General features: G+C 56.1%; 12 protein-coding genes and 1 pseudogene. All 13 read right to left on the reverse strand.

The features are described from left to right. Positions 1–75: 75 nt before the first annotated feature. A pseudogene (locus G542_RS16620) lies at positions 76–876 on the reverse strand (IS5 family transposase). Positions 877–949: 73 nt separating this feature from the next. Next, a complete protein-coding gene (locus G542_RS0110410) occupies positions 950–2,029 on the reverse strand; it encodes a glycosyltransferase (RefSeq protein WP_211218813.1) in 1,080 nt (359 codons plus the stop codon). Between the two features lie 24 nt (positions 2,030–2,053). Next, positions 2,054–3,088: a glycosyltransferase family 2 protein gene (locus G542_RS17550; RefSeq protein ID WP_027824063.1), complete on the reverse strand. Its 1,035-nt coding sequence runs from the start codon at positions 3,086–3,088 to the stop codon at positions 2,054–2,056. Next, complete coding sequence (locus tag G542_RS17555; protein ID WP_027824064.1) at positions 3,081–4,124, reverse strand: glycosyltransferase family 10 domain-containing protein; 1,044 nt, start codon at positions 4,122–4,124, stop codon at positions 3,081–3,083. The genes G542_RS17550 and G542_RS17555 overlap by 8 nt, the downstream gene beginning before the upstream one ends. 36 nt (positions 4,125–4,160) lie before the next feature. Beyond that, on the reverse strand, positions 4,161–5,087 hold the full coding sequence (locus G542_RS0110425) for an NAD-dependent epimerase/dehydratase family protein (protein ID WP_027824065.1): 927 nt from the start codon (positions 5,085–5,087) through the stop codon (positions 4,161–4,163). Continuing rightward, on the reverse strand, positions 5,084–6,001 hold the full coding sequence (locus G542_RS0110430) for a transketolase family protein (RefSeq protein WP_027824066.1): 918 nt from the start codon (positions 5,999–6,001) through the stop codon (positions 5,084–5,086). Before G542_RS0110430 ends, G542_RS0110425 begins: the two co-directional genes overlap by 4 nt. Next, positions 5,998–6,819: a transketolase gene (locus tag G542_RS0110435; protein WP_027824067.1), complete on the reverse strand. Its 822-nt coding sequence runs from the start codon at positions 6,817–6,819 to the stop codon at positions 5,998–6,000. Before G542_RS0110435 ends, G542_RS0110430 begins: the two co-directional genes overlap by 4 nt. Before the next feature lie 9 nt (positions 6,820–6,828). Beyond that, positions 6,829–8,151 (reverse strand): lipopolysaccharide biosynthesis protein RfbH, encoded by a 1,323-nt coding sequence (gene rfbH, locus G542_RS0110440; RefSeq protein WP_027824068.1) that lies wholly within the window; start codon positions 8,149–8,151, stop codon positions 6,829–6,831. Beyond that, positions 8,151–9,230, reverse strand: a complete 1,080-nt coding sequence (gene rfbG / locus G542_RS0110445) for a CDP-glucose 4,6-dehydratase (RefSeq protein WP_027824069.1) — start codon at positions 9,228–9,230, stop codon at positions 8,151–8,153. Before rfbG ends, rfbH begins: the two co-directional genes overlap by 1 nt. Further along, a complete protein-coding gene (rfbF, locus tag G542_RS0110450; RefSeq protein ID WP_027824070.1) occupies positions 9,227–10,000 on the reverse strand; it encodes a glucose-1-phosphate cytidylyltransferase in 774 nt (257 codons plus the stop codon). Before rfbF ends, rfbG begins: the two co-directional genes overlap by 4 nt. Positions 10,001–10,017: 17 nt before the next feature. Then, positions 10,018–11,151 (reverse strand): hypothetical protein, encoded by a 1,134-nt coding sequence (locus tag G542_RS0110455; RefSeq protein WP_027824071.1) that lies wholly within the window; start codon positions 11,149–11,151, stop codon positions 10,018–10,020. Then, positions 11,148–12,347: a hypothetical protein gene (locus G542_RS0110460; RefSeq protein ID WP_155826655.1), complete on the reverse strand. Its 1,200-nt coding sequence runs from the start codon at positions 12,345–12,347 to the stop codon at positions 11,148–11,150. Before G542_RS0110460 ends, G542_RS0110455 begins: the two co-directional genes overlap by 4 nt. Further along, entirely contained in the window at positions 12,337–13,605 is a 1,269-nt protein-coding gene (locus tag G542_RS0110465; RefSeq protein WP_155826657.1) for a hypothetical protein, read from the reverse strand. The genes G542_RS0110460 and G542_RS0110465 overlap by 11 nt, the downstream gene beginning before the upstream one ends. Between the last annotated feature and the right edge of the window lie 20 nt (positions 13,606–13,625).

Consider the following 13,625-nt stretch of genomic DNA (forward strand, 5'->3'; position numbering starts at 1 on the left):
AATGCGATCAGAAGCGGAATCGGCTTTGTTGCACAAATCACCTGAAGGCGAAGCTTTCCCTTTCCCCAGACGCAGTTACCCCACGCGTACCGTAACTAACCTACCCAACTGCGTGAAGCGGTTGAGGAGTGCCGCGCGAATCTGCACCTCGGCCACCTGACGTTCAAACGTCTGCGCCTTGGTGTCCACACCATCCTCCTTCCACTGTCAACCATTCTTGCGAACCGGGATAATGGCTTCGGCGTGGCGTGCCGCAATGGCCGCGTGACAGGCGTTGGTGTCGTACGCGCCGTCAGCGCTGATGCTCGCAATCAGCTCGTGAGATGGGATCTGGTTGCGCAACTCTGGCAACATCAGGGCGTCACCCACGCCGTTGCCAGTCACTTCGATCGCGCGAATCTCCAACGTGTCTGCATCGATTCCCAGATGGACTTTGCGCCACTGCCGCCGGTATTCGGCACCGTGTTTCTTGCGCCTCCATTCACCCTCACCAAGAAACTGGATACCCGTACTGTCGATCAGCAGCTGAAGCCCTCGTCCGTGTTGCTGAGCCATAATTTTGACGGCAATCGAATGCTGGCGACGGCTGAGCGTGCTGAAATTCGGCACTTGCCAGTCCAACCCTGCCAGTTTGATCAGGCTTTCAATCAAGCCGATGGTCTGCCTCAACGCCAAACCGAACAGGCATTTGATGGACAGGCAGAACTGGATGGCTGCATCGCTGAAGGTTGTGTAGCAGCTGGGCTTGCTGGAAGGTTCGGCCTGCCATTGCAAGTTGGTGTCCAGCCAGATCTGAAGGGAACCACGCGCCTTGAGCACGGAATCATAGTTGGCCCAGTTGGTCGTCTTGTAGCGGGCCGGTGCGGGTTTGCTCATGCCCAAATGCTCCCCACCAAGGTCAGCGTGAGGGAGTTGTGCAACAAAACCACGTAAGACTGCACGATTTACCTCAATCACGCTCGAGGGACGCGACGAATGTGCCTGCATCGACAATTTGCAATGCCGGTTCTTCTATACGCATAAATCGCTTAACGGCTCGAGCAATCGAGACAGCAGAGTTTGGATCGAACGTCTCATCAGGATTCAGTATGTCCCTGACATAGTCGAGCTCCCCCGCCAAGACCGCCAATCCAGCATTCCTCGCCTCGATCAAGGGCAAACCGAAAGACTCTAAGGTCGACGGGTAGATCAGCGCACCGGAGCACTTGTAAAGATCGGCCACCCGGGACGTCGGCAACACCCCTTTGTTGTCGATGCGCAAGTGATAAAATTGCTTTTGGATATCAATCCATTCGCATAAATCGGAAAATTCCGCTATATCGATAGTCAGTGCAAGTGAAGGTCGGCACCCCTCCTGCGCCAACAGAATCCAGGCTTCGATTAGTCGGCGATGGTTCTTGTGGCACTCCCCGGATGCGACGTACATAAAGTCGTAGACGTCAGACGTCTCATTGGTACTATCCGCTTTAGCCTGACAGGATTGGGATTCGTTACTCACGAAGGGCTGAATCCTTAAGCAAAGTCCGGGCTTCATTTTTATGGTCGAAAGATGGCGTACCAATGAGTCCTTCATGCTGGGCGTTTGCACAACGAATTCATCCACTGTTCCAGCACGCATCCTGAACCAGGCACGCTCAACCGTCAGGCGCATGCGATCCTTGATCGGCAGGCGCCCCAGTGAAACATCCTCAATCAGGTACCGGTTCTGCACGAACACAACGACACGCCCAACCACATTGAACAGGGGGGGAAGATTGCCGAAGCACAGGACTACATCGCCAGGTCTGGCCAAGGCTCGGAGCCAGCGTTCCGCAAGCAACCGACTTAGAATCGAGGGCTTCACCCTGATAACAGTAGTGCTGGCAAGCTTAGTCGATAACAAAGGCATGCGCGCATCCAACAAGGCCGTCGTGCCGGGCTTCAACGGTAACTTCAGCAGGGCATTCAGCAGCGTTCGACCTCCTCCCTGGTGAACGTTGGTAGCATGGATCAAGAGCCTTTGCCCCAGTTTGTCTTCAGAACTTTTCATAAGCCACACCAAGTGTGTAGATTCCTATTTCCGCAGGATCCGCTTCATCTGCCTGAGGGGGAACTGTCCCCATCGGCGCAGTCCCGGGATATTCACGCAGGTCAAATACAACCCCAGCACGAGAACGCCAAAGCTTCTTTTGCTCTGCCAAGCCCCAGACAGCGTGGCGTAATTGAGGAAGCCCTTCATGAGCAATGCCGAACGGGAAAAGTCATCCATCAGGAACAGATTGGCGGCACGCATCACCGTGTCGCGGCGGACCAACTTCTGGTAGTTGTCGAGATCGGTAGGGCTCACATGCACGCGGACATGGTATTGCTCAAGATAATGGTCCATCACACGGAAGAAGTCGGCCCGTGCAGTCTGGAGACGCACCTTGGCAGAGTATTGGGCATCGCTCACCCGATACTTCATGAGCTTGCCGGGCAGCAATCCCAGTCCAGACCGACGGGCGATCCGCAACCAAATATCCAAGTCAGCCGACGATCCAAACAGCTCTCCACGCCAGCCTTGGATGTCATTCTTGTAGACCGAGGTCCGGACCATGGCACTGGGGCAGATAAGGAAATTCGAGTGGCGCAGCAGCGCACTGAACAGTTCAGGGAAGGTAACAGTCCGCGCGCCGTGCGTTCTCAGCTCGGCCGGGAAGCTGATGGCGCCACACTCGCGGCCCCGCCCGTCAACCACCATGGCCTCGGTAAGCACACCACCAGCCTCGGGATGGCGCTCCAAGAATTCCACCTGCTGCGCGACCATCTGCGCTGTATACAGATCATCAGCGTGGTATATCGCGGTGTAAAAGCCACTGGCGAGTGCGATGCAGCGGTTGAAGTTCCCTTCCGCACCGATGTTCGTGGCGTTCTGGTGAATCGTGATACGGGGATCATCAAAGCGACAGGCCACCTCGACAGTGTTGTCGGTGGAGGCATTGTCGACCACCAGAATTTCAAGCCGAAGGTAGCTTTGCCCGACGATAGAGGCCAGCGTCTGCGCCAGCGTTGCTTCCGAGTTGTAGGTCGGAATGCAGATCGAGACCAGCGGAGCAATGTTCTCAGACATCGCATTCCCGAACCAAGTTCTCCAGCGAATCGACAAAGGGCCTCGCACTTTCACTCTCCAGGAACTGGCGACCAGCCTCCCGCATCGCATTGATGCGGGACTGCGGAAGCTCGCGCACCTGCGCCCACATGTCATGCCACGACCTGTATTTCCTGCAATCGATATAGACATCCTCTGGCACGTAGCGCTCGATATCCGGCGCGCCAAGATAGAGCGGAATGGTTCCTGCGTACAGGCAATCGAACAGCTTTTCCGTGATATAGCCGTTCATCGCCATGTTTTCGAAGCAGAGGCAGAACTTGTAGCGCTGCAGCATTTCAAATTTGGAGGCGCAAGCCCCCTTGTAGATCGACATCAAGATGCGACGGTTGCGCCAATAGGGCAGCCACAGAGCCTCCCGCGACCACCAGCGCTCCCACCCCCGGCCATACAAGTCCACGACGCCAGCTGACGCAAGTGCCGCCATCGCCTCTATTCGCGTGCTGTATTGCTCCGCGCGAAACGACTGCGGCTTGTGACTACCGTTAATGACCACGATCCTGTGGGCCCGGTCACGCTGGCTCCAGCAGGACTCCAGCACCTTGTCATAGGGTAGTGGCCAGTACAGCCGCCTGAGTTTGTCACGCTGCACGCCAGCCATGTCATAGCCATCGCCATCGACATTGTGTACATAGACCCGCTCGAAGGCGTCTGTCAGTTCAGGCAGCATCCGGTAGAGATGCGGCGCGACGACGGGAGGCTCCATGATCACGAAGGCTTTGAGCTTGGCCCGGCCCTCCGAAGCAATCTGACGGAAGTTGTCAGGAATACCAAGCGATATATACGCGCTGGCTCCTTCTGCCCCTGCGTCTACGGTCGACAGCTGATCCGCTGTATGGATGGACTTGCCCCTGCCGCGCAGGTCTTCCCGTAGCCGATGGAACGGCAGCAACTGGTCGTCGCGATTGAGCAGCGGATCGCTAAGGTCAAAAAGCCTGTCCTGATTGAAGACAGGATAGGAGGGATCGATATAGATGTTACCGCTGGGACGATTCATGGTAGCTTCTTCAGGTCTGGTCGGGGCCGAGCGATCTCAGGCCAGCATCCCGCGCACGGCCTCAAGGACCCCCTCCAGCGAGGTGAGTTCCGGCCGGTAGCCCAAGCGGCTGGCGCGGCGGTTTAGCGAGTAATAGCAGGGCTTGAGACCGGTGGCGTTGATTTCCGTCCGGGTGGGCGATACTTCATAACGCAGGCCGAATGCCTCCTGCAAGGCCTGCAGCAATTCCGCTTTCTCGATCGGCGCCTTGCTGTAGCAGTCGATGACATCGTTAACCGGCGGCGCGGCCAGGACCGCATCGATCAGGGCGCAGAAATCCCGGGCATGGAGATAGTCGCGCACGGTCCTGTCAGCGGACGTCATGAGCACCGTCCGGTCCCGGATCGCCCGGATGGCATCCGTGACCAGAAAGCGCGCGGACAGGTCCTGGGTCTCGCTGATGTAATTGAAAATTCGGATGTCCATGATCGGCAGCCCAGAATGGGCGCGGTGCCTGCATTCCGCATAGGCCTTGGCCATGCCGTACCAGTCCTTTTTTTCCAAGGCGTTGAGAGGAAAGATGGCGGAACTTTCCTCTTCCGCGGGCGTCTCGAAACGGCTGCCATAGGCGGCGCCGCTGCTCATGAACACGTAGCGGCAGCAAGGATGGCGCTGCAGGTAATCCAGCGCGAGGCTGTCGAACCGATGCGTCAACTCCAGGATGTCCGGGCCCATGGACAAGGCCTTGGCAGGATCGCCGACGCCGACGAAATTGATCGCCGCGAAGTATGCGTCGTCCGCGCCAAAATCCTGATAGGACCTCACCCGGACCTGGCCGGCGATGCCTCGCTGCTCAAGCCAAGCAAGCATCTCCTGGGGGCGGCGGACAAATAGGTGGAGTTCGATGCCGGCCTGCCGGCCGTGCCAGAGGATGAGGTCCCCTGCAATTCGGCTCGAAGCCCCCAGGATGGCGATGCGCCTCATCGGGAAGGCTTCATGAACTGCCCGATGCTCTCGGTGACGGCTCTCGCGTCCAGCCCATGCTCCTGCAACAGGTAGTCATAGGTTCCGCAGGCCTTCGAGTAGCGGTCCCGGACGCCAATCCGCAACACCCGGGTGGGTGCATGCTCGGCGACCAGTTCGGTGACGAGGGAGCCGAAGCCCGCATGGATCGAGTGCTCCTCAAGGCATACGATCATCCGGGCCTGGCGGGCGATTTCGACGACCCGGGCCTCGTCAATCGGCTTGATAAAGGGTGCGCTCCAAACCGCCGCTTCGGGATAAGCGCGCTCGGCGATGTCGATGGCTGTGCGCACCATGGAACCCGTGGCGAGAAAGACCAGTTCCGGCCCGCCTTGGCGAACCTGCAACACGTCGCCAATATTGGCCGTAACCGGGCCGGCGTGAACATCGCCCCGATCCGCCTTGCCGATCCGCAGGTAGGTGGTGGTTGTGGCTTGGGCGCTCAACTCGAGACAGAGGGTCAGCTCGTGGCGATCGGCCGGGGAATACACATAAAGATTGGCCAGTGCACGGGTGGCGGCGATGTCCTCGGTCGATTGGTGGCTGGTTCCCAGATGGCTGTAGACAAAGCCGGCGCCGTCGCCGATCAGGACGACGGGCAGGCTGTCGTGAGCAAGGTCGATCTTGATCTGCTCCAATACCCGGATCGGCACGAAGGCACTCAAGCCATAGACATAGGGCCTGAAGCCGGCACGGGCCAGCCCAGCAGCGACGCCAATCATGTTCTGTTCGGCGATGCCGGCATTGATGTACTGATTCGGGCAAGCCTTGCGGAACTCGTCGAATAGCGCATACCCATGGTCACCGGTCAGCAGCAAAACGCGCGAGTCGGCCCGTGCGATATCGGCCAGCGTCTTCGAAAAGGCAGCTCTCATCGCGTCTCTTCCGCCAGACATGCCAGGGCCTGCTGATAGGTCTCAGCCGTCAGCCGCGTGTAATGCCACCTGTTGTCGTTCTCCATGAACGGCACGCCCTTTCCCTTGACCGTTCGCGCGATGATTGCCTTGGGCGCTGAGCTCCCGCTGCATTCCAAGGCCGTGATGGCCTTATCGAGGGCATGCTCGTCATGGCCGTCAACCGTGACCGTCTCGAAGCCGAAGGCCTCGAATTTTCGCGCCAAGGGGTCGAGTGCCAGCACCTCGCTGGTTCTGCCCATGGCCTGGAAGCCATTCTCGTCCACGATCACCATGAAATCCTTCAGGGCATGATGGGCAGCGAAAAGCGCGCCTTCCCAGACAGCTCCCTCATTGACTTCCCCATCCCCGACGACGACGAAAGTTTTCTGGCCGCTGTTGCGGCGTTTGGCAGCCAGGGCTAGGCCGACTCCGACCGAAAAGCCATGCCCGAGGGAGCCCGACGTCACCTCCAAGCCTGGAATCCGGGAATCGGACAACCCCTTGAGCGAACTGCCATCAGAGAAATATCCCTGTATCGCCTCATCATTCAGCCACCCCAGCTCGCGCATGCATGCGTACTGAGCCATAACGCCATGGCCCTTGCTCAGCACGAGATAATCGCGACCCGCGGCCTCGGGATCGTTACCCGGATAGCGAAGACGCCCGCGGTAAAGCACCGCCATGATTTCGATGATGGAAAAAGCGCAGCCAATATGCACGGTGGCTCCGGAAAATGCCATCTGGAGCACGGTGCGGCGCAATTGCCGCGGGTCAAAACGGAAAGTGCCAGAATTCACCGCTCCACCTTAAAAAGCAACGCCGAGGAAGGCTTCGATCCGGCTCGCGGAATAATCGAGCATCTCCTCGCTCAGGCTGGGCTGCACTCCAATCCAGAATGTCTTGTTCATGACGACGTCGGTGTTGGTTAGCTCGCCGCTGATTCGGAAATTACGCCCCTGCATGTAGGGTTGTCGCATCAGGTTGCCGGCGAACAACAAGCGGGTGCCCACATGGAACTGATTCAAGTAGTCGAGCAAGTCGCCCCGCGTGGTCGGTGCATTGTCGCGCAGGGTAATGGGGAAACCGAACCAGGAGGGCTCGGACCTAGCTGTCGCCTCGGGCAGGATCACGAACTCTTCGCACGATGCGAGGCGGTTTTTCAGGAAAGCGAAATTGTCCTTGCGGCGCCGAATGAAACCATCGGCCTTGGCTAGCTGCGCCAAGCCGCACGCGGCTTGCATATCCGTGATTTTCAGGTTGTAGCCAAGGTGGGAGTAGGTGTACTTGTGGTCGTACCCTTCCGGCAGGTCCCCCAGCTTCCAGCAGAACCGACGCCCGCAGGTGTTGTCCTTGCCGGGCGGGCAATAGCAGTCCCTGCCCCAGTCGCGGAAACTTTCAGCGATCTGCCGCAGTTCGCTGTTATTGGTGAACACTGCCCCGCCCTCGCCCATCGTGATGTGATGCGCAGGATAAAAGCTCAAGGTACCGATGTCGCCGAATGTGCCCACCATGCAGCCGTCGTAGGTGGATCCCAGCGCATCGCAGCAATCCTCGATCAGCCAGAGATTATACTTTTTGCAGAGGGCCGTAACCGCGTAGAGGTTGTAGGGGTTGCCCAGGGTATGGGCCAACATGATGGCCTTGGTCCTGGGGCTGATGGCCGCTTCGATCTTTTCCGGGTCGATGTTGTAGGTGCCGAGTTCTACGTCGACAAATACGGGAACCGCCCCAAACTGCAGGATGGGATTCACCGTCGTGGGGAAGCCGGCTGCCACGCCGATGACCTCATCGCCCGGCTTGATGGCACGGTTGCCCAGTTTGGAGCTGGTCAGGGTGCTGAAGGCCACCAGATTGGCAGATGACCCCGAATTGACGGTGAGGAGGTGCTTCACCCCGATAAACTTGGCCAACTTTTGCTCGAATTCATCATTGAAGCGCCCGGTCGTCAGCCAGCCATCAAGGGACGCCTCAACCATCAGTTTCAACTCTTCTGCGCCAATCGCCTTGCCCGATGGGGGCACGGTGCTGGTTCCCGGCTTGAACTGTTGCTGGGCCAAGGCGATCTCAGCGTACTGCTCAACCAGTTGGGCGATCTGGGCGCGGATGGCGCTTGTCTGTTCGTTCTGCATTATGAAATTTGGGTCAGTTTTTGATAGGCGGTGATCTGTTGCTCGGTCAGCGTGCGGACATTCGTTCCCGCTTGCCGCTGCCGAGACCAGTCGACCACCAAGTTTAATGCATCGTTCAACCTAAGCTGGGGGTACCAACCCAGCATGTCCCGCGCTTTGGAAATATCAAGTTTGAGATGGGCCGCTTCATGCTGCTGCTCGCCCTCTTCCACATGCCATTGGTTATCCTCCCCCCAGCGTGTGGCCATTTGTTCGACGATCCAGCGCACCGGTCTGGTATCTTCGCCATTCGGTCCGAAGTTCCAGCCTCCAGCGTAGACAGGGCCCTCGCGAACGAGCTTTTCAGCCAGCATCAGATAGCCCCGCAGGGGCTCCAGCACATGCTGCCAAGGCCTCACAGCGCGGGGATTGCGGATGCATACGGATTTGCCCTGCTCGAAGGCAGCCACGATATCGGGAATCAAACGATCCTTAGCCCAGTCTCCTCCACCGATGACATTCCCGGCACGGGCAGAGGCTAGCGCGACACCATGCCGGGCATAGTCACGGGCATTGAAAAACGAAGACTGATAGGCCGAGCTCACCAACTCCGCGCAAGCCTTGCTGTTGCTGTAGGGATCATATCCCCCCATGGTGTCGTTCTCGCGATATCCCCAGACCCACTCGTGGTTTTCATAGCACTTGTCAGTCGTGATAATGACCACGGCCTTCACGGTGGGTGTGACGCGTGCCGCCTCAAGCAAATGAACCGTGCCCATCACATTGGTTGCATAGGTCTCTACCGGATTTTGGTAGGAATACCGTACCAAGGGCTGGGCGGCCATGTGGATAACGATTTCCGGCCTAGCTGCCTGCATGGAACGGGTTAGAGCATCCAAGTCGCGGACGTCTCCTTGGATCGATGCCATCCCTTCGGCGACTCCAGCTCGCTCGAAAAGGCTTGGGCTCGTCGGCGGCTTCAAGGCATAGCCGGTCAGCCCGGCGCCAAGGCTTTGCAGCCACAGCGACAACCAGCTACCCTTGAAGCCGGTGTGCCCCGTAATGAATACGTCCCTGCCACGCCAGAAATCTGGTGTCATGACCAGACCCTCCAAGGAGCTTTACCGCTCGTCCAAAGTTCTTCTAGGTGATTTTTGTCCCGCAGGGTATCCATTGGCTGCCAAAAACCTTCATGGCGCCATACGTTAAGCTGTTCTTCCCGCGCCAATCGCTCCAGCGGGCTCTGCTCCCATATCGTTTGATCGTTGTCGATGTAGTCGATAACTTTGGGCGAAAGCACGAAAAACCCGGCATTGATCCACGCACCGTCGCCATGCGGCTTCTCCTGAAACCGGCGTACGCGGTGACCTTCTAGCTCAACGGTACCGAACCGTCCCGGCGGTTGCGTTGCAGTCAATGTCGCAAGCAGTCCTTCATGACGGTGATGTGCGATTAGTGCGCTGATATCAATGTCACCCACACCATCGCCATAGGTGAAACAAAACGCATCATCATTGTCGAGATAAGCCCTGACACGCTTCAAGCGACCACCTGTCATCGTCGATTCACCCGTATCAACCAGTGTCACTCGCCATGGCTCGGAGTTGTTGTTGTGCACCTGCACCTGGTTTTTTTCAAGGTCGAAAGTAACATCCGACATGTGCAGAAAATAATTGGCAAAGTATTCCTTAATCACGTAGCCCTTATAGCCACAGCATACGACAAAATCATTCACACCATGGGCTGAATACGTTTTAAGGATATGCCAGAGGATTGGCTTTCCGCCCACCTCGACCATGGGCTTGGGCTTGGTGCTCGATTCTTCTGCGATTCGAGTACCAAGGCCGCCTGCCAGAATCACTGCTTTCATCTTGTCGGATCCGTAAGTTAGTAAACGCGGCACGGCTTGGCCAGCAGCTCGTTGATCTTCAGGAACTCATTATTCCGCCTAATCTGGTCTGCGTTGCGGTAAGGCGCAAATGGGCTGATTGCAAGCACTGCGTTGATGCTACCCGCAACGTTCAGCAAGAATGAAGACGGCTCCGCAATAATGTGGTCATAGCGACAATATTTAAGGAGACACTCTCCCGGAAGCAGGCGATACGCCTTCGGCAGATAATCGGCGACAAACCGCACCGAACACCCCAATCTGGAAAACCCGTCAGCCAGCAGGATACGTTCCTCGGCCACCAAGGGAAGATAGGATTTGTGTTCCTTAATCCAGAGCGTGACCTCCTGCAACCCGTGCTCTTGCATCAGCATTTCCACTGCCGCCAGATGCGGCTGCAGATACTTGGTAATATTCGAGTGGTTGTTGTCCCCTGGCTCGGGTTCATCGCCAGCCAATAACAACATGACGTTCCTGTTCGTGCCATCCAGCTCCCGGCTCAATTCAGCGAGCATGCTCTCAACAGCCTTCGAGGAGAAATCATTGAAATCCAGATACTGGAAATCCTTCTGGGAAGCGAAGTTCAGTAAGGAATAGACGGGGAAGTCTCCGATCTCGATTTTGTAGAGCTCCCGCCCAAGAATCCGCTTCGCCAGATTTTTGAAGCCTGACTTCAAAGGGTTTGTTTGAGGAAACAGCATGCTCACGAAATCGCTCGGAGAATGGTAAATGTGATTGACTTTGGCAAAACGTTTTAAGGCTAGGGCGACCGGATTGGTCAAGCAGTTCCCGAAATACACGGTTCCCCGGGGATGCTGTTTGATCAGGGGCGCCAAGGCTTGGCGGACGGCCGGCAGCAGATCATTTTTCTCACCACCCCAGAAGCGGGCAGAATCGATCTCAATGACGTTTTCGGATGCGATGTTCAGACCGTCGAGCAAGGCCTTCGACACCCGGAGATACTCATCTATATCCTTGCATGCAGGATCCAAGGCATAAATGAGGTAAACACTTTCACTCTGCCCGGCAAGAAAGGACGCCATCAGGGCATTTAACGGGCAATCTATGACGAAGCATATACGGGGTATTTTGACTGCCATTGCGCTTCTTTCCTGTCCTTTGCTTGCCATCATACAAGAGTGCTTCCAACATCAAAAAAATGCACATGGCCACCCATCAGCTGGTTGATTTGGTCCTGGAACCTATACAGTTCTGTATGAATACCGCCCTCAACTTCTGAAAACTCAACGATATGCTTTAACGGCATAAAACATTTGACGCCCCCTCTGTAGGCAACATTCCAGAGCAAACTGGATGCATCCAGCGCCAAAATATATTCGAAATGCAAATAGCGCAACAGGCCCTCCGCGGGAAGGGATGAAGCTTCAGCAAAATCGATATAGTTGAGGGCGTCATAAGCAACGATCCCTTTGCCTTCTAGTGTGTCAATCAACTCGGTGAGTTTTCCGCTACTGCTGCCGAGGCTTGGGTGGGATTTCAGAAAGAGCGCAGAGGAAATATCTCTCGGCAACTGATCTAGGTAGGCCAGAATTGCGCGTAGATTAAACTCGATATAGGCATCTCCGTACTGGTCTGCTTCATCGGGATGCCCCGCAACGCCCGAGGATGGCCCTTTCAAGAGTACAAGCACATTGCGTTTGCTGCTTTTCATCAGCGCGCTGAGCCGGCCTAAAGACGATGAGAAGGCATTCGATTCAAAATCCCGGTAGTCTAGGTTTTTCACAACCGATGGATGCACGTCATTTGTCAAAGTGATCTGCGGTGTGCTGTTCGGAAACTGAAAACTCAATACCCGATCGCCAATGGCGATTTTCAGCCGTTCAGAAAATCGATTTCCACGAAATGCAATGCGGTTCCTCGCCACTACCGAACCCATTCCTTCATCGATCAGGATCGACTTCACATGGTGTTTATTGGCAATTAGCAGCGATGAAACCATTGACGATATATAAGTACGGCTCGGATCTAGGGAGTGCAGCTTCCTTACTGACCTAGCAAACATAATCTGTCGCACAATCCGTCCAAACAATGTCTTGCTGGGGTTTAGATATGGGTGCGGAACAGATATCACCTCTTTCGATAAAAACGTGACACCAGAGAGAATGAAGTCGAAAAGCGCTACATAGTCAGCCTTGCGCCAAGTGATTTCCTTGCATTCATAAATGCAGTGAATTGCACGGCCTTTCGCCATGATCGCAACGGCATAAGCCGTGCTGATAGTGTCTATTATGAATACGGTATTCTGATAGTCAACTGTAGGTAGAAATGAACTTCGACCTTGTGACAGTACCTTGTTCTTAGATTTCACGGGAAGGGTAGTTCGGGTTGTTGTGGCCGAAGGCGACTGCCATTTCGCTGCTGTCGTTATGAATGATTTCAAATGCCTCAAGGTTCTGCTCCAGGCAGGCTAGCAATACCTGATCCGCTGTTTGGCCGTAATCGCGGCCTGAAATATCGATATCGCGCGGCAGCTTGCCAAATACAATTAATGCGGCCACATCGCTCATGTTGCGAGCGGCCTGGATCAGCTCAGTAACTGTCAGGCATTTCTCAATGACCAATTCTTCCAGGTCGAAGAAAAATACGCCGACTTCGGATCTGTAACGCTCGATTGCGGGCGATATCCATCGATTGCCCGGACCCGCGCCGGGCGTTGGAGAGCGCAAGTCCATTACCGCGACCGCCATGCGGTCGGGTGCAGACCGGTAAAGACCGTCTATGAGTGCATCGTCAGGCGACACAACCAGAAGCCTGGCTGTCCCTGCAGCATGATGGATGTAGTCAACTGTTTTCCGGTTGGCCCCGTACACCAGAAGGCGCTGCGACGGGTGCTGATCAATGAGTGTCCGTATGGCATCGGCCGTGCCGGCACTGATATTCGTGTGGGTATCGACAGAGGTCATCCGCCGAACAATGCTGGCCCGCATCCGCTCGATATACCGGTTCAGCGCAGTCAAATAGGCTAACCTGAGTTTCTTTTTCCGGGCCGCAGAAGCCACGGGCGTTAATAGCCGCCATGCCCAACGAAAGATGACAGTATGAAGCCGGTTCGCAAGGAATGGGAATAGCATTGCCGGGCTTTTCAGCAGCAACAGTGCTGTATCGGATCCGGGGATTGGATTCCAGTCAGTCAGTACCCGCCGAACATGATGCCCTCTGCCTGCCGCCGCCAGGGTAACGACATTAAGAAAGAACGCGTTGAAGACGCTTGCCGCGGGCCAAATGTCGGCGTCCAGTTTGGCTGACCAATGCAATCTTGTGCCGACTACGTTGAATGCCCCCATATCGACAATATAAGGTTTTCCTTCATCAAAAAGGACATTCCATGGGTGAGGATCGTCAACGGTCATGCCATGTAGGCACAGTGCCTTTTCTGCACGCAATACCAGCTGTGCGGCATCGGCGAACATCGTGGGCGACCATTCGGACGGGACCAGGACCGGCCGGATTCTTTTTTGAACAAGAAAGACATATTCGTCTTGTCTGCCGCGAACGATTCTTGGCGGAAGGATGGCCTGTGCTGTGACAAGCGTATCCAGCACATCCGTATCGATGAGGCGGCGCACGGCTTCATCGTCGCTTCTTT

This window comes from Laribacter hongkongensis DSM 14985, assembly GCF_000423285.1.
GTDB classification, from domain to species: Bacteria; Pseudomonadota; Gammaproteobacteria; order Burkholderiales; family Aquaspirillaceae; genus Laribacter; species Laribacter hongkongensis.

Bases quoted from the DNA above. Each gene is read 5' to 3' on its own strand.
- G542_RS0110410 (WP_211218813.1), bottom strand. From the start codon at position 2,029: ATGAAAAGTTCTGAAGACAAACTGGGGCAAAGGCTCTTGATCCATGCT.
- G542_RS17550 (WP_027824063.1), bottom strand. From the start codon at position 3,088: ATGTCTGAGAACATTGCTCCGCTGGTCTCGATCTGCATTCCGACCTAC.
- G542_RS17555 (WP_027824064.1), bottom strand. From the start codon at position 4,124: ATGAATCGTCCCAGCGGTAACATCTATATCGATCCCTCCTATCCTGTC.
- G542_RS0110425 (WP_027824065.1), bottom strand. From the start codon at position 5,087: ATGAGGCGCATCGCCATCCTGGGGGCTTCGAGCCGAATTGCAGGGGAC.
- G542_RS0110430 (WP_027824066.1), bottom strand. From the start codon at position 6,001: ATGAGAGCTGCCTTTTCGAAGACGCTGGCCGATATCGCACGGGCCGAC.
- rfbH (WP_027824068.1), bottom strand. From the start codon at position 8,151: ATGCAGAACGAACAGACAAGCGCCATCCGCGCCCAGATCGCCCAACTG.
- rfbG (WP_027824069.1), bottom strand. From the start codon at position 9,230: ATGACACCAGATTTCTGGCGTGGCAGGGACGTATTCATTACGGGGCAC.
- rfbF (WP_027824070.1), bottom strand. From the start codon at position 10,000: ATGAAAGCAGTGATTCTGGCAGGCGGCCTTGGTACTCGAATCGCAGAA.
- G542_RS0110455 (WP_027824071.1), bottom strand. From the start codon at position 11,151: ATGATGGCAAGCAAAGGACAGGAAAGAAGCGCAATGGCAGTCAAAATA.